We start from the raw sequence: 19729 nt of genomic DNA, 5'->3' as shown, positions 1-19729 counted from the left end.
TTGGCCTGATATCGGGTGAGCGATCCGGCTAGACGCGGGGTGAACTCCGCCGCGACGGTCTACACCGCCTCAGAACAGCGTTCGCTCGCGGGGACCAGAGGAGCCGACGCCCGACGCGCCTCTCCTTGCGCTGCTGGCTGTCGTGATCGGATCGAAGTTCCATGCAGAGTGTTTACGGCAGTTTTCGAGCAGCACGTCGAGGTCTCCGAAATAGTTCGGCTCTACTGAATCGAAATGGTGCTTCATGAAACGAACGAGGGCAAACTGAACAGTGCCGACATGGACGGCGTTGCCGAACTGCTTGTACGACTGCGCGTCGGGCTGAAGGTCTCGCATCGCTGCATAGACCTGGTCAGGGAAGCCCTGCACTCTTCCTGCCTCGTATGGGGTCAGTCTGCGGAGGTCCTTTCCTAGGATCGGAGCTTGGTTGATAGCGACGAGTGCCGGGGTGTAGGTCGCTTTTTTGACCCGCACGCCCGACGGGCGGACCTGAATGAGACAGTCGCGAAGTGACGTGGCATCCTGCGCCTGCCACTCGAACTTCCTCCAGGCGTTGTTTCCCAAGGCGCGGATCTCAGCGAGCAGCGGCCGTCTCGCCGGCCGCTCAAGGACGTCAGCAAACTCTGCGACGAATCGCTCCGACTTATCGAGGAACTCGTCCTTCCAGGGGCGCGCCTTGCGACCGAGCCCGTCGTGCGCACGCGCATCGTCGCGCTCCCTCTGCGCCCACACCGGATCAGTGACGTCGAACCAGATGGGATGGCCAGGAAATCGAGAGCCGCGTGCGTTTGGCCGGTGGTTCGTGCTCGCGCTCACCTTCTTTACCAGAGTCTCGTAGACCTTGAACCAAGCGGCGTCCGTGACCTTGTAGGGCTTGGTGTCCCCGCGCAGTGCTGTGACTTCCTTCGCGCGCGGGGCGAGGACCGTATCTCTGGCCGCGCGCAGCCATCCCTCGGTGATCGCGGCTGGTACACCGTCGGCCAGCGACGTCTCTGTCAGTGACCACTTCTCTGCCTGCCATCCGGGCGTTCGTGTTGGTCCCACAAAGGGCGCTTCTTCCCCGTGGGCAAGGTCGCCGCGCAGCCCGAGGATGAACACGCGCTCCCTGCTTTGGGGGCCGCCGCCATGCTCAGGCGAGAGGAAGTGCGGCGAGAACACCGTCGGCTCGTCGCTCACTACATACCCGAGCGCTCGGAGAGCCGTGATGATCGTGCGGAAAGTAGTTTCTCGGTGTTCCGGCCCGATGAGGTTCTTCACGTTCTCGAGGAACACGATCTTTGGCCGCCGGATCGCTACTACAACCAAGATGTTGTAGAACAGGGTGCCCCGAATCCTGTCGAGCACACCCATCTGCTTTCCCGATTTACTGAATGCTTGACAAGGAAAACCAGCCGTCAGCACGTCAAACTCGTCGGGGATCTTGCCCAGGTCTATCTGGCCGCTGCGTGCCCGTTCCAAGAGTTCGTCGATAGTGTGGCTCGCATCGATCTGCACATCGTCGTTGATGTCTTCTGCGAACGGGACGTCTTCGCCAGAGAGCCACGCCTTCCTGTAGACGCTCGCGGCGTGCCTGTCCTTCTCCGCCACATAGACGCAACGCCCGCCGAGCTCAGAAAGGGCCGCGTGGAACCCTCCGACTCCGGCGAAGAGGTCGACGAACGTAAACGCGTCGCTGGTCACTCGACTCCTGTCACGGTCACGGCGCGCCGAAGATCCAGCCGCGTCGTACATCAGTCCGAACTTGCCCTACGGAGTAGGTAAGCAGCTTCGCGCTCGCGACACAACTTCCGACACCCCGTCCCTGCCCAAGCTCACCCCGGATCCGCTAGGCACTCGAACTGGTACAGCTGCTCCGGTTCCTTCCTGGGTGCCAGGCTACGTGCCGCGAGGGTCCAAGCGCCCAACACAGCCACCATGACCAACTCAGGCCACTGTCGCGCTCATGGGACGAGCAACGGCGACGTGGCATGTCAGGACCATGCGGTCAGTGCGAGACACTGCTGTGCGGACCTCTGAGTCCTTTGCTCGCAACGTCAGCGACCACCCGTCCTGGCTCGCTCGGCCCCCTCACGTCCGGCAACCGCTTGAGTCAGCACGTTTGCACTACCCATCACGCCTTCGCCGCCGGCTCCCTTACGGTCAACCCGTCTTGGAGAGCGGCCTCAACCACGCTCCGCTCGATCGGGAACTCCGTCCCGAGGAACGCCTCCAGAGCATCCCGCCGACCAATGCCGCGGCGCTTCATGGACTCGACGATGTCCCGCCCGGTGATGAACACGACCGGATGCTGGTCCTCACGAATCTCGGTATACGCCTGCTGGCTGATGAACGACGTCGTCACGAAGACACCGAACTCCCGGTGCTTGAGCCGCGAGATGAGGCGGCTGATCATCTTCACACCAACACCGGTGTCGAGCCCGTAGCACTTGGCTTCGAGCGCGAACTGGAGTCTGACCGGGTCTGTCAGAGGACCCAGCCGATACGTCCCGAGCGCGTCACGGCCGCCGTCCCGGCTCGGGCGGGTGACTTCGACTGCTTCGACGTTGCTGTCGAACCGTGCCCAGATACTCGCTGCGAAGTGCTCGAACTGGATCGGGTCGTGGCTGAAGTGCTCGTAGATGGTTTCGAGGATCCACCGGTCGGCAGCCAGCGGGAGCTGCTCCTCCTTGGTGCGGATCGCGATCGTCCTCGGCGCTTCAAGAGCGCGGTACGACCGGCTCTTCACCCAGGCCCGCCACTCCGGTGGGCAGGCGCCTCCGAGCGGGTCGCCCGCCAGGATCTGGTCGATCCAAGAACGCGTGACGGCTGGTGTGTTCAGCATGGTGAAGTGGGCGCGGTAGTTCTGGAATCTCAAGTCCCGCGTCGTCCGCCAGACCGCGACGAGTTCCTCGTCGCTCTCCAGGCGGGGTGAGCCTGGCGCGAGAAGCCCGCGGAAGACGACGTCCCTGCCCGACGACTTCTGAAACAGGAGAAGGGGCGGCACCGCTGCTCTGTCGTTGGCGTCGCCGCGCGACCAGTCAAAGATGTCTCGCAGGAGCAGGTTGCCCTTCCGCTGCGTCTCGTGGAGACCGCGCCCAGGCTTCCGGTTGTCGCCGTAGTACGTGAAGTCGCCGGTGGTCGGGTCGAGCTGGTCGGGCCAGTCGGTCTCTTCGCCCGAGGTGTACAGGACGACGAGGCGTACATCCTGCTTCTCGACGCTGCCCTTGTATCGGAAACCACCCTGGTTGCCCACCGGCAGGAGCTTTCCGATGGGATCGTCGCCCATGTTGCCCTTCGACCCACCCTGGTAAACCCGGTCCAGCACGAGGTCGGCCATCTGGAGATCAGCGAAGAACACGCTCTCTGACATGCCGCAATGCTGGCACACGGGTCGTAAATAGCTTGGCAGCGCTCGGCCTGCGCCCAGTACCGCGAGGCGCTGTTCAACCCACCTCACCCGCACATTCACCCCGCCAGCCACCCAACCGGCCAGCCCTCCAGGCTTACGCTGCGCCGCGTGACACCAGACGACCACCGGCCGAACACCGCCAGCGCCACCTTCGCGGCGACATACGACTTCGCGCCCGCACAGTCGGACTACGCCGATCTCCTCCGCAGCATGCCCCAGATGCGGATATTGAAGGCGCTCGCCTGGGTGATGCTCGCCCTGCTCGCAGTTGCCGTCCTGATGGGCTTCTTCCTCGTTACCGACGACGGCCAACCTGCCCTCGACGCGCCAACGCTCCTGCCCCTCATCATGGTCGCTGCCTTGGCCGCCCTGGTCGCCTTCGGCTACGCGCCCTTCGGCGGCCGCGCCGCCTGGCGCAAGCCGGCGAACCGCGAACCCGTGCACGCGGTTCTGGACAACGAGGGCTTCCGGCACGAGGGTCCCAGCGGCAGCCAGTCCTTCACGTGGAGCGTGGCCACGCGTGCCCTGGAGACGAACCAGGGGTACTACGTCTACGTGTCGAATGGACTGGCCTCACTCGTCTACTGGCTGCCCAAGCGCGCCGTGCCCCTTGGCGACCAGGCAGCGGTCCGGGCTCACATCCAGGCTCACGTCCCGCGGTACCAGATTCGCTGAGCTGGGCCACGGACGCTACCAACCTCGGTTCCGGGGCAGCCGCCGAGGCACCCACCCCCGACTCACCACCCCCACTAGCCCCGGCGGCACCGACTTCCGCGCCCACGCCCGGAACACCACGTACATCACCACCAGCAGCACCCACCGCAGCACCACCGCGCCAGTGCTCGCGGCCGGGTTGTCGCAGAACGCCGTCGCCGAGCTGTCGTTGAGCGAGTGCACCACCATCACCAGCGCGATCCCACCCAGCGCGCCCCACGTGCCGCGACCTCCGTACAGGTGCCACAGCCGCCAGGCAATCGCCGCAGCAAGACCGGTCCAGAGCCAGTGCAGCGGCGAGACGGTGAACACCCGGAAGATCTGCTCCTGCACCACCGCGGAGGGTGTGGCATCCACAACGTCCGTCCCGCAGAAGTTCGGGCCCGACGCCGTCGCCGTCGCGTAGGCGTACTGCGTGGTCTCGGTGATCGCGAAGCCGAAGCCCGAGGCCAGGCCCACCGCGAGACCGGCGCGTGGGTCGCGGTAGCGGCCCAGCGCGAAGAGCAGCAGCGGGACGAGGAGCTTGGTCCCCTCCTCGACGACGCCGACCCACGCGGTCGCCGTCACGATCCCGTCCTCGTCGATGATCCACGAGTTGATGTTCGCGGCGATCAGGATGACGGCGCCGCTGGTTCCGACCGCGACCGCCAGGACGGTGACCGGGCGGACGACGTCGTGCAGCGCGAGCTGGCGGTCCACGAAACCGTAGAAGGCCCAGCAGACGCCGCCCATGCCGAGGAGGCTCGCCAGGGCCATGACGTGGATGTTCCCCGTCGCCTGGTAGAGGACGGACCCGCCCATCAGGACGACGATGCTGCCCAGTAGGTACCAGGCCCACGGGCCCCAGAACCGTCCCCGGAAGTGCCGACCACGTGCGGCGGCTGGATCGCCGTCGGCTACCTGGCCGGTCCAGGCGCGGCCGTCCCAGAACCGCTGCCGGGCCGCGCGGGTGCTCGGGTCGGGGTACCAGCCGGCGGCGGGAACGCCGTCCCGCCGTCGGGCGGCGAAGAACGCACCCGACGTGCCCGCCACGAACAGGATCGCGCCCACCACCACGAGTGCCATGACTGGAGAGAACCAGCAGGGGCGCCGGTCCGCCATCGGAGACGATGCTGCGGGCCGGCGCCGCTAGAGGACGGGTACTCGCGATGGTGCGGAACGGTCAGCGCCCTCGTCGATCAGCGCCCCTCGCTTCGCGAGGCTCGCCCGGAGCCCCGCGCGGAATCGTCGCGAGGCTCCCGGCGATGCCAGCATCGCGGACACCTCGTCGACCGTGAGCTCGCTCCGGCTCGCCAGTCTGAGGCCCGCGGCGTACGGCCGCTCACCCGCGGCAAGTAGCCGCTGAACACGTTCGAGAACGCTCAGCAGCACCGAGCGGTTCGCCTGATCGTTCCTGGCGATCAACGCCAGCAGCCGGTTGTCGTTCCACTCGGAGTCGGACTGGTGCACGAGTGCGCCGAGGACGTCCGCGGGCACATCGGGCCTGGTCGCGAGCGCCTGCCACACGAACGGGTACGGACTGGTGGCGAGCTCACGCATCTCGTCGGGCGTCGTCGTCGGCGCGAGTGCACGGTCGCGGTACTGGCCAGGCTCACGCATCGTTAGCCACCCGACAGTCCGAGCAGGCCAGCGGCGAGCTCGGCCGAAAGTGCGTTCGGTACACGTCGTACCGCTGCTCGCCGATGCCGCAGAGCGTGGTACCGCCGTCGGCGGCGTGCTCGACTGCGACCGTGGTGGCGATCGACGGCCACTTCAGATCGACACCTGCGGGGACGGGGCCGTTCGCGCTGATCCAGGTCTCCAGCTGGGTGCGCCACCGGCGCGCGTCCTCGAGCTCCTGACTCGTGAGGGTCCGGATCTCGCCGGGTACGAGTGCCATCGCGTGCTCCACGGGGCTCATTGTGTCGGGCATCCGCCCGTGTCGGTGACCGTCGCATCCGTGGTCGGCAGAGCCCCGAATTCCCGTGCGCTCCCCACCACCCCCGACCTACAGTCCACCCATGGCGAGAAGCACCCGCGGGTTCCGACCCCGCCCACTCAGGCGGGAGCTGTCCTGAGACGAGGTACCCATGGCGTTCCGACGCTTCTACCGCCGCACCTTTCTGAACCGCCGCGGCCACCACGCCGGCGCGTACGCGCTGGCCGACATCACCACCGAGCCCGGCTTCACCCGGGACGAGCAGGCCAAGCGCGTCAGCGCACGCCTGACCATCGCTGACTGCGGCCGCGTCGTCACGATCGACCTCGACGCCGACACCCCGGCCGACGCACGCAACGCCCTGCACAAGGCGCGCCTGCTGCGCGACATCGTCGACCGGTCCGTGGACGCCCTCGAACGCGCCGTCGCGGACGCCGGCCTGTCCAGCAAGAACAAGGGGTGAAGACGCCCGCCTCGCCGAGAGCCCGCGCCGTCCCGCTCGTACGATCGAAGCGTCAGGAGCCCGCGGCCCAGACCCGCGGGCGACGCTCGACGAGGAGCGATCATGTCTGATGAGACCCACACGGAAATCGACCCCCTCACCCGGCTGAGGGAGATCACGGCGACAAGCTCCGACGGCGCCGTGCTCGACCGGCTCGGCGCGGCCGGCCTGGTCGACCTGGGGGAGGACCTGCCCGTGCGCGACGTCCTCTACGAGGCCGAACGGGAGGGAAGGAACCTGGCCGCCGCCTTCGGCGAGGACGACGACGTCGCCGCGCTCGACGCCGCACCGATCGGGCGCATCAACCCCCGGCAGTCCCGGCGCAGCCTGCCGGGCGGACGCCTGCTCGGCATGTACGTCCAGGACTGCATCATCAACACGGAGGCGGAACCGCCGTACCACCGGCTCCCGAGCTTCGGCTCGCTCAACCCGTACCACATCGTCTATCTGCTCAAGTTCCCGCCGAACGCGACCCACACAGTCGAGGTCACGCTCCAGGTGTTCTCGGCGGGGACGGTGCGCATCACGGGCCTGAACAGCCCGGCCGCGCTCACCGTGGGGCAGAGCTCGTTCCCGCTCAAGGTGCCCGTCGGGGTCAGGACGACGAACGACGGGTTCGCGAGCATCCTGATCCAGCGCAACGGCGAGGTCGGGTTCGACTGGTTCTCCGCTGTCGTCTTCTGACGGGGCTCTTGTTCGGCGGGGCCGGAGGCGGTTGCGCGGCACACGGGCGGGCGCCGTCCCCGGAATTGAAGTGGTGCCCTGCCACCCGCTCCGGCAGGCTGCACGAGCATGACCCGCGTCCGCCCCACCTGGCCCGACCTGCCCAACCACATCCAGACGGCGATCGAGGACCGCCTCGGGGCCAAGGTCACCTCCTGGGTCTCGCACGACGGCGGATACTCGCCGGGCCTCGCCAGCGTCCTGACGACCGAGCGCGGCCAGGTCTTCGTCAAGACCGCCTCCCCAGACCAGACCGAGGCGCTGCGCCTGCACCGCAAGGAGGCGGCCAAGGCCGCGCTCCTGCCCGGGACGCTTCCGTCGCCCGCCTTCCTGTGGTCGCTGGAGGTGCCCGACGACGGAGCGGCGGCCTCCGCCTTCAGCCCGGACGGGGATGATGACGACGCCGACGCGCCCACCTGGGCCGTCCTCGCCTTCGAGCCGGTGCACGGCCGCGCCGTGCGCACCGACCCGTGGGACCTGGACGACGTCGACCTGCTCGCCCGCCTCGCCCTTCAGATCGGCGAGCATCCGGCGCCCGACGGCGACGTGTTCCCCGACGCCGCGGAGAAGGCCCGGACGGAGGCGCAGGCCCTGGCCGACGAGCGTCCGCAGGGGCTGGCGACCTACGACCCCTGGTTCGCCGAGCACCTCGACCTGATCGCGCAGGTCGCCGCCCCGGAGCGGCAGGCCGAGGCGTCCGGGGGCGACCGGCTGGTGCACGCCGACTTCCGGGCCGACAACGTGCTGATCCTCGGGCCTGACGACTCGCCGCGGGGCGTCGTCGTCGACTGGCCGCACGCCGCCCGGGGCGCCGCGTTCCTCGACCTCGTCGGCATGCTGCCGGCGATGCACGGGCTCGGCGGGCCGTCGCCGTCGGAGGTGCTGGACCGGACGCCGCTCCCGGTCGGCACCGATCCCGACGCCGTCGTGACCCGGGTCGCGGTGCTGGCCGCGTACTTCGTGCACGGGTCGCTCCAGGCGCCGCCGCCCGGCATCCCGCACCTGCGCCAGTTCCAGCGGGTGCAGGGCGAGGCCAGCATCGCCTGGCTGCGGGACCTGATGCAGGCAGGCTGAGCGGGAGTGTCAGTGGCTCCGCGTACCTTCCTCGCCATGGGTACATGGAGCACTGACATCCTGGGCAACGACAGCGCGCTGGACGCGCTGGCTGACCTCGCGCACAGCGGGTTCTCGTTCACCGGCCTGGCCGAGGAACTGCAGGAGGACTACATCGACGTGTCGGCCGGCGCCGCCGTCCTGGCGCTCATCGAGGTAGCGCTGGCCGTGCGGGGGCTGCGTGAGCTGCAGCAGGCCGACGCCGTGGAGGCCGGCCGGGCCGTGCTCGACGACGAGCGCGCCGCCTGGCTGCTCGCGCAGACCGACCGGGTGCTCGCGCCGAACTCGGAGGTGTACGACCTGTGGCTGGAGACGAGCGACGAGTCGTTCCGCGAGTGGCGGGGCAAGGTCGACGCCGCGATCGAGGACCTGCGCGGGGCGCTGGGATCGGCTGCGCCGGCCGGCGCCATGGGCGGAGGCTCCGGTGACTGACCGTCACGACTCCCCGGGCTCGGCAGACTCCGACGACGACGCGCACCTCGGGCCGAAGCACCCGGCCTTTGCCGCGCACTTCCGCGACCCGATCTATGACGACGAGGGCGACGACTTCGCCCCGTTCGGCAACGACGAGGGCTGGGACACCCTTGTCGTCGCGGCCAAGCGGGTCGACGAGCTGAGCAGCAGCACGACCCTGGCGCAGATCGAGCCGGAATGGTTCGACGACAAGGCCGCGGTCGTAGCCGGTATCGACGAGGACGACGTCGACATGATCGACGCGGTGATCGGCGCCGGTTTCACGCTGTTGCGCCTGACCGGTCAGATCGACGAGTTCGGTCGCGGGTTGCTGCTGCAGGCGCTGGACGCGCGCGACCGGGTCTACGACCCGCAACCCCAGACCGAGCGGATGCGGGCCGACCTGCAGACGTTCGGCCCTGGCTGATCGGCGAAGACGGGGCTTCAGGCCAGCGCCGCGGCGATCACCAGCGACCCGACCACCACACCGAACGCGGCGACCAGCGTCACCAGCACGGACGAGACCGTCCACCGCACGGGCGGCAGGACCCGCGTGAGCAGCACGAAGACCGGAACCAGCACCAGCACCGAGGTCAGCACGCCGGGCATGAAGCTCCACGAGACGACGCTCAGCAGCACGTGCCCGGCGGCGTTGACCAGCAGGGCGTAGCCCACCCACACCAGCACCTGCGCGCTCCACGCCGCACGCCGGGCGACGGCAGCGACGGCCAGCACCAGCGCCAGACCGGTGACGATCGCCAGCGCGACCGCGAACTGCGCCTGGTCCCCGTACAGCGCGCTCCCGGGGAGCCGGGGGTGGTCGGCCTGCCAGCGCGGCAGGTCTCGCAGCAGCTCCTCGGCGTTGTGCACCGCCAGCGCCACGACGGTCACGGCCCACAGCAAGGCGAGCCGGCCCCGGTCGGGCACCGCGACGCCGCTCGTGCCCGCGGTCTGCGCCGCGCGTTCCTCAGCCACGGCACGAAGGTAGCGTTCCGGCACCGGCACCGGCACCGGCACCGGCACCGGCACCGGCACCGGCACCGGCACGCGTCAGAACAGTGCGTCCTGCTCCGTCCCGGGACCCGTCCCGCCCGGCGCGGCGACGGGGGAGGCGCTCGCGGTCCCGGGCACCTCCGGATCGGCGCGGGTCAAGTCCCAGCCATCCAGCAGCCCGGTGTCGACCAGCACCACACCGCCCGAGGCCGCGGAGTCCGGCGCGCCAGGCCCCGACTCGCCGAGCCCAGGCGTCCTCAAGTACAGATCACGCCCGATCCGGCAGATCACCTCACCCGTCACCGTCGTCCCCGGCCGCAGCGGGTCGAGCTGCCGGGCGGGCGCCAGCCCCGTCTCCGGCAGCCCGTACGCCGGCGCGTGGTCAGCAGGTTCGGTCGGGTCCCAGGCCTGGCCGGGCGGCCAGTCCAGCGCGGCGGCCCGCCCGACGACGGCGGTCAGCTCGGCGGCACGCGACGCCGTCGTCCCCGGTGCCCAGCGGGCCAGACGCTTGCGCGCGGTGTGCACCTGCTGCGGCAGGCCGAGCGCCGCCGTGAGCAGGGACTCGCAGCGCCGGGCCGAGACCAGCGTGCCCGCCGACAGGAACAGCGACGACAGCGCACCCTGCTCCAGCAGCCGGTTCTGCCCGCGCGCCGACGCCGTGATGCCCGCCTTGACCACGCTTCCGTGGTGGGCGAGGTAGACGCGGAACTCCCGCGGGTCGTCGAGCGTCGTGTCGGTTGCGACGGACCGGGTGCGGGCGATCGCCGCGCAGGACTCGCACTGCCCCGACTTCGCGGCTGCGTCGATCCGGGATCCGGCCACGCACGGGACCCGGCGCCCGTCCCACCACAGCCCGAGGCAACGCCGGTCGGCGCCGACGGTCAGCCCCAGCCGCGCGCCGACGTCCAGCGTGCTGCTCCGCGTCGCCCCGGCGGGTGAGAGCCATTCCAGCGCGGCGCCGCCGTCGGACCAGTTCAGACCCGTCGGGCGCCAGGCGGGCGGGGTGGTGCGCGGCGGTGTGCGTGCGTCGGACACGGCACGACTCTAGGGGCAGCACGGCGGACGGATCGAGCCCGTTCCGGTCCGGACACCGAGCCCGTTCCGGCCTCGGCGCCCAGCCGCTTTAGGCCCGGGCGCCGAGCCCCTTCCGATCCGGACGGCGAGGCAGCAACGGCGGGCCCGGCCCAAGATAGGGGTACCGAGCAATGCGGCCGGAGGGAGACGACGAGATGACGACGATCGTCGTGCTGGGCGGCACCGGCACCATCGGCACCCAGGTCGTCCGCCTCCTGCGAGCGCGGGGCGCCGACGTCCGGGTTGCCTCCCGCTCGACCGGCGTCGACCTAGTCACCGGCCAGGGCCTGGCCGAGGCGCTCGACGGCGCCCAGGTCGTGATCGACGCCGCCAAGCCCGGCTCGCTGGACCCGGCCCGCATCGACGAGTTCTTCGCCCGGGCCGGGGAGAACGTGACGCGGCACGAACGCGAGGCGGGCGTGGGGCACCACCTCATGCTGTCCATCGTCGGGTCGGACCGGGCCCCCGACGTCCCGTTCTACACGGCGAAGGTGCGGCTCGAACAGGCCGTCCGCGCAGGTGAGGTGCCCTGGACCATCCTGCACGCGACCCAGTTCTTCGAGTTCGCGCCCGGCATCGCCCGCGCCTCCACAGGGCCCGACGGCGGGCCGGCGCACCTCGCCCCGCTGCTCGTGCAGCCGGTCGCGGGAGCCGACGTCGCCGCCGAGCTCGTCCGCCTCGCGGGCGGAACGCCGACGACGGCGGACCTCGACCTCGCGGGACCCGAGGAGTTCGAGCTCGACGACTTCGTGCGCACGGCCCTGGCCCGGCTCGGCCTGCCCGGCGACGTCGTCCGCGACCCGGCGGCGACCTACTTCGGCGGCGTGGTCGACCACCGCGCGCTGCTGCCTGGGCCCGACGCGAGCGTCGCCCCGACCGCGCTGCAGGACTGGCCCAGCAGCACGGAGCGCCCTGGCAGCACCGAGCGCCCGAGCAGCACAGCGCACCCCGGCAGCTAGCTCCACTCCCCGCCCAGCGGGTGCTCGTCGTCGGCGAAGATCCCCGCGAGCGCCTCCTCGCGCTCCGGCTGCGGCGGTTCGACGCCGTCGCGCTCGCGCACGTGCCGGACGGCGTCGTCCTGCGGGTGGAAGCCGATCGCGTGCCCGGGGCCGAGCGGGAACCAGCCGGGCGCGTTGTCGGAGACGCCCCAGACGATGTGGTGTCCCGGCCGGTCCAGGGCGGCGGCGGCCTCGACCAGGCGGGCGGCGTCGGCGGGGGAGAGCCACTGGGCGAGCGCCCGGCCCTCGCCGACCTCGGTGTTGAAGGCGCAGATCCGCGCGCTCACGACGGTCATGCCGAACCGGTCCGCGTAGACGCTGCCGAGCGCCTCCCCGGCGGCCTTGCTCACGCCGTAGAACGTGTCGGGGCGCGGGACGAGCACGTCGTCGGCGCCGGCCTCGGCGGGCGTCGCGTAGCCGACGGCGTGGATCGAGCTCGCCAGCAGCACGCGCGGCACGCCCGCCTCGTGCGCGGCGTCGAGCACCTTCTGGGTGCCGTCGATGTTGACGGCCAGGATCTCGGGCCACGGCCGTTCCCAGGGGTGGGCTGCGAGGTGCACCACCAGGTCGGCGCCCCGGAACGCGTCGTCGAGGGCGCCCGGCTCGGTGATGTCGCCGGTGAACCAGCGGTCCCGCTCGTCGCGGTCGGCGGGCACCGCCCGGTCGAGCAGGCGCAGCTCCCGCCCGGGGTTCCGCAGGAACGGGGCGACGGCGCGGCCGATCCGGCCGGCGGCTCCCGTGATCGCGACCACCTGCGGGGCATCGTTCGACATGCTCGGGCTCCTTCGTCCGGTGTTCTGACGAGAGGGTAGGGGATCGGCGCCCCGGGTACCCGCGACGACCTGCGGCGACGCGGGAGAATGAACTCATGAGCACCCCGCGCCGCACCGCGCACCCGGACCCGATCACCCCCGAGGAGCGCGAGGACCTCGCCGAGCGCCTGCGCGAACGCGTCTACGTCTCGTTCGCCTCGCTCGCCGTCATCATGACGCTGCTGGCCCACGCGCACGGGCTTGGCGCGGGGACGGCGGCGGCGTCGCTGACCATCACTGCCGTCGGCACCGTCGCCGCCGCCTGGCTCGCCGAGCTCATCTCCCACCTCGCCGCGCACGGCGGCTTCCCCGACCGCCACCACCTGGCTGCCATGACCCGCACCAGCGGCGGCGCCCTGCTGACCCTCGTGATCCCGCTGCTCGCCCTCGCCGCCGCGGGCCTCGGCTGGTGGGAGGTCACCACCGCGCTGCGCGTCGGCGTCGGCGTGCTGATCGCCACCCTGGTGCTCATCGCGTGGCTCGGCATCCGCCGCACCAAGCTGCCCTGGCTCGCGCGCATTCTCGCGCTCGGCGTGCTCGCGGCGCTCGCGGTCGGCGTGGTGGGGCTCAAGCTGCTCGCGCACGGCTGAACGGGCGTCGGGACGCCCCTGAGGCGATCACTTTCGCACATCTTGTTGACGTGAACATTTCGCGGGTGCCAGCCTGAGGCGCGGCGGTCCCGCAGGGCCCGCCGGAACGCAGAGTCGCGTTCCGCGAGGCCGGCGCCGTCCTTCGTCCTCGCGCGTCCACAGACTTCGAGGATGAAGGAGACGGACATGGGTCACCGCCGCGCCCCGCGCAGCAACCTTGCCGCACCACCAGCACTTTCCGGTCTTGCACGCCTCCGACCGACAACCCCGCGGCGCCGTGGCGCGGTCGCCGTCGCGCTGGCGGCGACGCTCGCGATCCCGGCGCTGCCCGCCGTCGGGCACGCGGCCACCCCGGAAGCCGCGCCCGCCGTCGTCCCGGAGGCCGCTCCCGCCGCTGCCAGCGCAGAAGAGGCAACCACCTACCCGCCCATCCTCGACCCCGGCGCCACCGCCCCCGACTACTTCACGCCGTCCTGGCCCGACACCGCCGGCAACCACATCCAGGCGCACGGCGGCCAGGTCGTCTCCGTCTCCGCGGAGGCGCTCGGGGTCGACGCCGGGTCCGTCGTCGAGGGCGAGGAGGCCGGCGAGACCGTCTACTACTGGTACGGCGAGGACCGCAGCAACGGCTACTACGGCAGCCCCGGCGTCCACGCGTACAAGTCGTACGACACGAAGAACTGGACCGACGAGGGCGTCGTCCTGCGCTCGGTGTCAGACGCCGCGGAGCTGGAGTCGAGCTATTTCGACGCCCTCTACGACACGGTCGACGACGCCGGCGAGCCGCGCGCGGACCGCATCGCCGAGGTCAACTACCACCTGAACACCAACGACGCCGCCGAGTACACGACGATCTTCGAGCGCCCCAAGGTGCTGTTCAACGAGCAGACGAACGAGTGGGTGCTGTGGTGGCACTCCGACGGGCAGACCACCCCGGGCGGCAGCATGTACGCGCGCTCGATGGCGGGCGTCGCCGTCTCGGACAGCCCCACGGGGCCGTTCAGGATGACGGGCGTGTACCGGATGCCGAACCGGACCAACTACCAGGCGTGCATCTCCGCGGCGGTGCCCGGCCAGGCCCGCGACATGACGGTCTTCCAGGACGACGACGGCACCGCCTACATCGTCTACTCCTCCGAGGAGAACCGGTCGCTCTACATCGCCGAGCTCGACGCGGACTACACGAACGTCACGCACACGACCGACGTCGACATGGCCGACGCCGGGCAGTACGCCGAGGACGGCCGCTACCCGTACCTGTTCGCCGACGGCAGCGCCGAGGCGCCCGTGCGCGGCGAGGACTTCCAGATCGTCAAGGAGTGCGGCGTGCTGGAGGCTCCCGCGCTGTTCCAGCACGGCGGCAAGTACTACACGGTGGCGTCGGGGGCGACGGGCTGGGCCCCGAACCCGCAGACCTACTACACGGCCGACAGCATGCTCGGCACGTGGATCCGTGGCGTCGAGGCCGGCGACCAGCACGAGAACGTGGCCTACAACGCGATCCCCGAGGGCGGCGACGGGCTGCTCTCGGTCGGCGACACGCGGCGCACGAGCTTCGGCTCGCAGTCGACCAACGTGCTCGACCTGGGCGGCGGCCGCTACGTCTACATGGGCGACCGGTGGAACTCCGGGGCCGCGAACTCCAACTACGTGTGGCTGCCGGTCACGATCGGCGAGAACGGCCGCGCCGAGATGCGCAACCCCGCCACCGAGGACCCGGCCCGCTGGGCCGACGGCTGGGACGAGAGCTACTGGGACGACAAGGGCACCGGGACCGAGATCTGGCGCGTCACCGACGACGGCCTGCCGGACGAGGTCGCTCCCGGCGAGGACTTCGGCGCCACGCTGCCCGACGCCGTCCCGGTCGAGGTCGACGGCGCGACCTCCGACGTCGCCGTGACCTGGAGCGCGACGTCGTTCGACGAGCGCGGCACCCAGACGATCACCGGCACGCTCGCCGCCGGCGACGGCTTCACGGCGGGCCGCACCTTCGCGCGCACCGTCGAGGTGCGCGAGGACGGCATCGCCAACCTCGCGCCCGGCGCGTCCGTCGCGGCGTCCAGCCGGGCGAACCTCGCGCCGACCGTCGTCGACGGCAACGTCAAGGGCAAGGGCTGGGACGACTGGACGTCGTCGGGCTACCCACGGAACAGCTGGCTGTCCTTCACCTGGCCGCTCACCCAGGACCTCGAGGAGGTCGTGCTGCACACCTACAAGGACGGTTCCGGCGCGACCTGGCCGTCGACGGTCGCGGCGGAGTACCTGGACGCGTCGGGCGCGTGGACGACGACGGACGTGCGCGTCGACCTCGCGCAGGACGCCGCGTCCGCGGCTCCGGTGGCGACGCTCGACGTCTCGGACCTGCCGGACACCAACGGCCTGCGCCTGCGGCTGACGACTGCGACGAACACGTGGCAATCGGTCTCGGAGGTGCAGGTCTGGGGCGCCGACGACGTCGTCGACCTCTGCCGCGCCGACGGCACCACTGTCTCGGCGAGCTTCCACCAGACCGAGTGGGAGACGCTGCCGGCCGCCAACGCGTGCGACGGCAGCGCCTCGACCTCCTGGTCGACGTGGTCCGGGAGCGCCGGCCGCGACGAGGTGACGTTCACGGTCGAGCCGGCGCAGCCGGGCGCCGTCGATCGCGTCGGGTTCACCTCGACCGAGGGCACGATCGCGCGCGTCGGCGTCGAGTACCGCGACGCCGCAGGCATCTGGCACGCGACGACGGCCCAGGACGTGGTGCCCTCGGCCGCTGGGGTGCCGACGTCGGTCGCGTTCGAGCCGGTCTGGGCGTCGGCCGTGCGGCTGACGTTCGCGACGCCGGGCTCGTACCTCAAGATCCCGGCGCTGGGGGTGGGGGCGCGGAGTACCGCCGTGGAGCCTTCTGTCGCGGCGCGGTGCGTGGGGCGCGACAAGGCCCAGCTCGTGACGACGGTCCGCAACACCTCGGAGCGGCGGGCGAGCTTCGAGATCCGGACGCCGTACGGCGACCGCGTGGTGCGCGACGTCGCGCCGGGCCGCACGGGGCAGGCCGTCGTCAGCACGCGCTTCACGGCTCTGGACGCCGGGGCGGTGACGGTCACGAAGCGCGGCGAGCCGGGCCTGACGGCAGGGTACGCGGCGACGGACTGCCGCTGACGTCTGGGACTGGCGACAGAGGCTGACGGCTGACATCTCCTTCGAGACCTAAGTTTCTTCGCTCTCGGACGCTCCAAAGCGAAGAAACTTAGGTCTCGAAGGAGACGGTGTCGGCCGCATCTTCAGCGGGCCGAGTCGGCCGGCTGCGGCTGCGGCTGCGGCTGTGGGTGTCGGTGTCGGTGTTCGTGACGGCCGCGGCCGGCGATTACAGCTGACCATCGGGTTGTTCTTCGAGACCTAAGTTTCTTCGCTTTCGGATGGTTCAAAGCTGAGAAACTTAGGTCTCGTAGGGGATTGCGTCCGGCGGGTCAGGTGACCAGGCCCGTGCGGTAGGCGTGGACTACCGCCTGCACGCGGTCGCGGAGGTTGAGCTTCGCCAGGATGCGCGAGACGTACGTCTTGACGGTCTCCTGGCTGATCACCAGGGTCGCGGCGATCTCGCTGTTGGACCGGCCGTCGGCGATGAGGCGCAGCACCTCCAGCTCGCGGGGCGTCAGGGCGGTGTCGGACGGCGCGCTCTCGGCGGGCCGGATGCGCGCCGCGTACCGTCCGACGAGCTGCCGCGTCACCTCGGGGGCCAGCAACGCCGCGCCGCTCGCGACCGTGCGGATGCCCGCCAGGAGCTGGCCCGCCGGGGCGTCCTTGAGCAGGAACCCGCTGGCCCCGGCCCGCAGCGCCTCGTACACGTACTCGTCGAGGTTGAACGTGGTCACCACCAGCACCTTGACCGGCCGCTCGACCCCGGCGCCGGCCAGCAGGCGGGTCGCCTCGATGCCGTCCAGCACGGGCATACGCACGTCCATCACCACGACGTCGGGCTCCAGGCGGCGGGCGTGGTCGACGGCGGCGCGCCCGTCCGCGCACTCGCCCACGACCTCCAGGTCGGGCTGGGCGTCGATGATCGTCGCGAATCCGGTGCGGATCAGCGCCTGGTCGTCGCACACCAGCACCCGGACGGGCGGGTTCGGCATTCCGTCGCCGAGGTTCGTCCGGCCTGTCGGCCCCGCCCCACGCGCCGGGGCCGGACCCGCAGTCCTGTCGCTCGGGCTCCCGGCCGGCACCCCGCCGCTCACGTCCGGTCCGCCACGGTCGAGTACGCGCGGGGGACACACGCCCGGACGACGAAGCCGCCGTCGTCGAGCCGCTGCGTGCCGAACTCGCCGCCCAGGGTCTCCACGCGCTCGCGGAGCCCGGCCAGTCCCCGGCCGCTTCCGGGGACGACAGGCCGGCCGCTCCCGCCGAACCTCGTCCGCGACGCGGCTGAGCCGGATCCCGGCTCCGCCCCGCCCGCAGCCGTACCCGCAGCACCCGCTGACGCGCCCCCCGACCCAGGCCCAGGCCCTGACTCGGCAGAGGCTCCCGGCCTTACCGTGACCCCCGCCGCAGCCGCCGCACCTCTCGAACCAGCCCCCGCCGTCCCGACCTCCACCATGATCTCCCTCTCCGTGTGCCGCACCGCGACCGTCGTCGCGGCGCCGTGCGCGTGCTTGAGCGCGTTCGTCAGAGCCTCCTGCACCACGCGGTACGCGGTGAGCCCGGCGCTGTCCGCCGACCCGGCGGGCTCGCCCTCCTCGGTCAGGTCCACGGGCTGCCCGGCCCGGCGCGTCTGCTCCACGAGGGCGCGCACCTCGCCGGCCGACGGCGTCCGCGCGGCGCCGTCGTGCCCGGGATCGAGCAGGTCGAGCAGGTGCCGCAGGTCGGAGATGGCGTGCCGGCCCGTGTCGGTGACGGCGTCCAGGGTCTGCTCCAGACGTTCGGGCGCCGCCGTCAGGTACTTCGCCGCCTCGGTCTGCACGACCATGGCCGTGACGTGGTGGGTCACCACGTCGTGCAGCTCGCGGGCGATGCGCGTGCGCTCCGCGACCAGGGTGTCCTGCGCGACGCGGAGCCGGCGCTCGGCCTCCGCCGCCCGCGTGGAGCGCAGCCAGGTGCCGATGCCCCACGCGAGGGCCATGGCCAGGTAGAACGTCACGAGCTCGTCCACACGCTCGGCGCCGGTCAGCCGGTCGAGCGTGACCGCGAGCGCCACGTAGGCCACGGTCAGCACCGCGCCGACGACGCGCCGTCGGCGGTCCAGGTGGGCGCCCGTGCTGACGAGCGCGACGCCGAGCGCGTTCCCGGCGAACGAGTGGTGGCCGGTCACCTGGGCCGCGGCGAAGCCGGCCGCGACGAGGATCATGCACACGGCGGGCCACCGCCGTCGGACGGCGAGGGGGAGGCACTCGAGCGCGATCACCAGCACCGCCCACCCGTCCAGGGGACGGGCGGGCAGCTCGCCCACCTGCGTGCCGTAGTCGCGCAGCGCGGGCAGGAACGCCAGGCCCGCGAGCCCGAGGGCGAGCGGGAGGTCCCGGACCGTGACGTCGAGACGGCGCCAGCGGTCCAGGGCCTGCTGGGGCTCGATCACGCGGGGAGCCTAGCGGCCTTGTCGGACGAGGCGGCAGCGGCGGTGTGTGCGGCCCGCGCCGCACGCCCCAGCGGCACGATGCGGCCGCGCCGGTGGGCGACCACGAGGAAGATTGCGGCGGTGATCGCGCAGAACACCACGGAGTAGAGGCTGCCCTCGGGGCCGAAGCTGCCGCCGGTGACCAGCACGTGGCCCTGCGTCGTGGCGTCGAGCAGGCCCTGCGGGGTGTCGTTGCCGGAGACGGCGGTGCTGAAGATCGTGCTCCCGGCGATGTTCCAGCCCAGGTGCAGGCCGATGGGCACCCAGAGCTTGCGGGTGGCGACGTACGCGGCCGTCAGCATGCCGCCGGCCTCGATGGCGATGGCGACGGCGCCCCACAGCGTGGCGTGCGGGTTGAGCAGGTGCGCCAGGCCGAACAGCAGGCCCGTGACGCTCAGCGCGACCCAGGTGCCGGTCCAGCCCTCGACGATCCGGAACAGGACGCCGCGCCACATCAGCTCCTCGGTCACGGCCGCGGCCGCCATGAAGCCGACGAGCCCGAGGGCGCCCAGCGGCGAGCCCAGGCCGTGCACCGTGTAGCTGCCGAGGAAGGCGAGGTTCACGATGACCAGGCCGAACAGCCCGATGCCGAGCAGCGTGCCCCAGGTCAGGGCGGGCGTCGCGCCCTTGAGGGCCACCTCGATGACCGTGCGGCGCTCGGTCAGCCGCACCACCCACGCGTAGACGACGACGCCGACCACCGCCGTGGCCAGCCCGACCGCCAGCGTCAGCCAGGGGTTGTCCTGGACCGCCATGAGGCCCTGACCGCCGAGGAACGAGACCGCCACTACGGCGATGAGCTGCCACACCAGACGCACGATGACTCCTTGGGAAGAAGCCGCGGCCGGGCGCCGCGGGCTACCC

General features: G+C 71.3%; 20 protein-coding genes. 9 read left to right on the top strand and 11 right to left on the bottom strand.

Annotated features, from left to right (window positions below):
* Positions 1 to 69 precede the first annotated feature (69 nt).
* Together dcm and FHX71_RS15820 are read right to left on the bottom strand one after the other, a co-directional pair.
* Positions 70 to 1680, bottom strand: coding sequence for a DNA (cytosine-5-)-methyltransferase (gene dcm / locus FHX71_RS15825; RefSeq protein WP_182617938.1), 1611 nt, complete (start codon positions 1678 to 1680; stop codon positions 70 to 72).
* A gap of 430 nt (positions 1681 to 2110) precedes the next feature.
* Entirely contained in the window at positions 2111 to 3349 is a 1239-nt protein-coding gene (locus FHX71_RS15820; RefSeq protein ID WP_182617936.1) for a restriction endonuclease, read from the bottom strand.
* Between the two features lie 147 nt (positions 3350 to 3496).
* Here FHX71_RS15820 and FHX71_RS30080 point away from each other — a divergent pair, with 147 nt between their 5' ends.
* On the top strand, positions 3497 to 4063 hold the full coding sequence (locus FHX71_RS30080) for a YcxB family protein (RefSeq protein WP_182617933.1): 567 nt from the start codon (positions 3497 to 3499) through the stop codon (positions 4061 to 4063).
* Positions 4064 to 4078: 15 nt separating this feature from the next.
* Here FHX71_RS30080 and FHX71_RS15810 read toward each other — a convergent pair whose 3' ends face one another.
* The 3 genes from FHX71_RS15810 to FHX71_RS15800 form a co-directional block, all read right to left on the bottom strand.
* Complete coding sequence (locus tag FHX71_RS15810; protein ID WP_182617931.1) at positions 4079 to 5167, bottom strand: PrsW family glutamic-type intramembrane protease; 1089 nt, start codon at positions 5165 to 5167, stop codon at positions 4079 to 4081.
* A 63-nt stretch (positions 5168 to 5230) separates the two neighbouring features.
* Positions 5231 to 5701 carry a hypothetical protein gene (locus FHX71_RS15805; protein WP_182617929.1) on the bottom strand — a complete coding sequence of 157 codons (471 nt, stop codon included), beginning with the start codon at positions 5699 to 5701 and terminating at the stop codon, positions 5231 to 5233.
* Entirely contained in the window at positions 5694 to 5993 is a 300-nt protein-coding gene (locus FHX71_RS15800; protein WP_182617927.1) for a hypothetical protein, read from the bottom strand. Before FHX71_RS15800 ends, FHX71_RS15805 begins: the two co-directional genes overlap by 8 nt.
* 178 nt (positions 5994 to 6171) lie before the next feature.
* Between FHX71_RS15800 and FHX71_RS15795 the strand changes: the two genes are divergently transcribed.
* The 5 genes from FHX71_RS15795 to FHX71_RS15775 all read left to right on the top strand — a co-directional run bounded on the left by FHX71_RS15795 (position 6172) and on the right by FHX71_RS15775 (position 9238).
* Positions 6172 to 6483, top strand: coding sequence for a hypothetical protein (locus tag FHX71_RS15795; protein WP_182617925.1), 312 nt, complete (start codon positions 6172 to 6174; stop codon positions 6481 to 6483).
* 102 nt (positions 6484 to 6585) lie between these two features.
* The gene (locus FHX71_RS15790; protein WP_182617923.1) at positions 6586 to 7206 is read left to right on the top strand and encodes a hypothetical protein; all 621 of its coding nucleotides are present in this window, start codon (positions 6586 to 6588) and stop codon (positions 7204 to 7206) included.
* 108 nt (positions 7207 to 7314) lie between these two features.
* Complete coding sequence (locus tag FHX71_RS15785) at positions 7315 to 8319, top strand: phosphotransferase (RefSeq protein ID WP_182617921.1); 1005 nt, start codon at positions 7315 to 7317, stop codon at positions 8317 to 8319.
* A gap of 36 nt (positions 8320 to 8355) precedes the next feature.
* The gene (locus tag FHX71_RS15780; RefSeq protein ID WP_182617918.1) at positions 8356 to 8790 is read left to right on the top strand and encodes a DUF4259 domain-containing protein; all 435 of its coding nucleotides are present in this window, start codon (positions 8356 to 8358) and stop codon (positions 8788 to 8790) included.
* Positions 8783 to 9238 carry a hypothetical protein gene (locus FHX71_RS15775; RefSeq protein WP_182617916.1) on the top strand — a complete coding sequence of 152 codons (456 nt, stop codon included), beginning with the start codon at positions 8783 to 8785 and terminating at the stop codon, positions 9236 to 9238. Before FHX71_RS15780 ends, FHX71_RS15775 begins: the two co-directional genes overlap by 8 nt.
* A gap of 17 nt (positions 9239 to 9255) precedes the next feature.
* On the opposite strand, the gene FHX71_RS15770 is transcribed toward FHX71_RS15775, so the two are convergent.
* Together FHX71_RS15770 and FHX71_RS15765 are read right to left on the bottom strand one after the other, a co-directional pair.
* Positions 9256 to 9786, bottom strand: a complete 531-nt coding sequence (locus FHX71_RS15770) for an HXXEE domain-containing protein (RefSeq protein WP_182617914.1) — start codon at positions 9784 to 9786, stop codon at positions 9256 to 9258.
* 75 nt (positions 9787 to 9861) lie between these two features.
* Positions 9862 to 10839, bottom strand: a complete 978-nt coding sequence (locus FHX71_RS15765) for a DUF2797 domain-containing protein (RefSeq protein WP_312877063.1) — start codon at positions 10837 to 10839, stop codon at positions 9862 to 9864.
* Between the two features lie 194 nt (positions 10840 to 11033).
* On the opposite strand from FHX71_RS15765, the gene FHX71_RS15760 reads away from it, so the two are divergent.
* Positions 11034 to 11837, top strand: a complete 804-nt coding sequence (locus FHX71_RS15760; protein ID WP_182617912.1) for an SDR family oxidoreductase — start codon at positions 11034 to 11036, stop codon at positions 11835 to 11837.
* Here the strand turns inward: FHX71_RS15760 and FHX71_RS15755 are convergent.
* Entirely contained in the window at positions 11834 to 12649 is an 816-nt protein-coding gene (locus FHX71_RS15755) for an NAD-dependent epimerase/dehydratase family protein (protein WP_182617910.1), read from the bottom strand. The two genes, FHX71_RS15760 and FHX71_RS15755, sit on opposite strands and share 4 nt — an antisense overlap.
* Positions 12650 to 12744: 95 nt before the next feature.
* On the opposite strand from FHX71_RS15755, the gene FHX71_RS15750 reads away from it, so the two are divergent.
* Together FHX71_RS15750 and FHX71_RS15745 are read left to right on the top strand one after the other, a co-directional pair.
* The gene (locus FHX71_RS15750; protein ID WP_182617908.1) at positions 12745 to 13278 is read left to right on the top strand and encodes a hypothetical protein; all 534 of its coding nucleotides are present in this window, start codon (positions 12745 to 12747) and stop codon (positions 13276 to 13278) included.
* A 186-nt stretch (positions 13279 to 13464) separates the two neighbouring features.
* Complete coding sequence (locus FHX71_RS15745) at positions 13465 to 16419, top strand: glycoside hydrolase family 43 protein (RefSeq protein WP_182617906.1); 2955 nt, start codon at positions 13465 to 13467, stop codon at positions 16417 to 16419.
* A 308-nt stretch (positions 16420 to 16727) separates the two neighbouring features.
* On the opposite strand, the gene FHX71_RS15740 is transcribed toward FHX71_RS15745, so the two are convergent.
* From FHX71_RS15740 to FHX71_RS15730, 3 genes are all read right to left on the bottom strand, one after another.
* Entirely contained in the window at positions 16728 to 17390 is a 663-nt protein-coding gene (locus FHX71_RS15740) for a response regulator (protein ID WP_182617903.1), read from the bottom strand.
* A 98-nt stretch (positions 17391 to 17488) separates the two neighbouring features.
* On the bottom strand, positions 17489 to 18826 hold the full coding sequence (locus FHX71_RS15735) for a sensor histidine kinase (protein ID WP_312877062.1): 1338 nt from the start codon (positions 18824 to 18826) through the stop codon (positions 17489 to 17491).
* The gene (locus FHX71_RS15730) at positions 18823 to 19683 is read right to left on the bottom strand and encodes a CPBP family intramembrane glutamic endopeptidase (RefSeq protein ID WP_182617901.1); all 861 of its coding nucleotides are present in this window, start codon (positions 19681 to 19683) and stop codon (positions 18823 to 18825) included. Before FHX71_RS15730 ends, FHX71_RS15735 begins: the two co-directional genes overlap by 4 nt.
* Positions 19684 to 19729: the final 46 nt, after the last annotated feature.

Origin of the sequence: Promicromonospora sukumoe (assembly GCF_014137995.1) — a bacterium.
Classification (GTDB): Bacteria; Actinomycetota; Actinomycetes; order Actinomycetales; family Cellulomonadaceae; genus Promicromonospora; species Promicromonospora sukumoe.
Note: the sequence above shows the minus strand (reverse complement) of the source record. Positions and strands in the feature narration are given on the sequence as shown.

Bases quoted from the DNA above. Each gene is read 5' to 3' on its own strand.
- FHX71_RS15820 (WP_182617936.1), bottom strand. From the start codon at position 3,349: ATGTCAGAGAGCGTGTTCTTCGCTGATCTCCAGATGGCCGACCTCGTG.
- FHX71_RS15810 (WP_182617931.1), bottom strand. From the start codon at position 5,167: ATGGCACTCGTGGTGGTGGGCGCGATCCTGTTCGTGGCGGGCACGTCG.
- FHX71_RS15805 (WP_182617929.1), bottom strand. From the start codon at position 5,701: ATGCGTGAGCCTGGCCAGTACCGCGACCGTGCACTCGCGCCGACGACG.
- FHX71_RS15795 (WP_182617925.1), top strand. From the start codon at position 6,172: ATGGCGTTCCGACGCTTCTACCGCCGCACCTTTCTGAACCGCCGCGGC.
- FHX71_RS15790 (WP_182617923.1), top strand. From the start codon at position 6,586: ATGTCTGATGAGACCCACACGGAAATCGACCCCCTCACCCGGCTGAGG.
- FHX71_RS15785 (WP_182617921.1), top strand. From the start codon at position 7,315: ATGACCCGCGTCCGCCCCACCTGGCCCGACCTGCCCAACCACATCCAG.
- FHX71_RS15780 (WP_182617918.1), top strand. From the start codon at position 8,356: ATGGGTACATGGAGCACTGACATCCTGGGCAACGACAGCGCGCTGGAC.
- FHX71_RS15760 (WP_182617912.1), top strand. From the start codon at position 11,034: ATGACGACGATCGTCGTGCTGGGCGGCACCGGCACCATCGGCACCCAG.
- FHX71_RS15755 (WP_182617910.1), bottom strand. From the start codon at position 12,649: ATGTCGAACGATGCCCCGCAGGTGGTCGCGATCACGGGAGCCGCCGGC.
- FHX71_RS15750 (WP_182617908.1), top strand. From the start codon at position 12,745: ATGAGCACCCCGCGCCGCACCGCGCACCCGGACCCGATCACCCCCGAG.
- FHX71_RS15745 (WP_182617906.1), top strand. From the start codon at position 13,465: ATGGGTCACCGCCGCGCCCCGCGCAGCAACCTTGCCGCACCACCAGCA.
- FHX71_RS15740 (WP_182617903.1), bottom strand. From the start codon at position 17,390: ATGCCGAACCCGCCCGTCCGGGTGCTGGTGTGCGACGACCAGGCGCTG.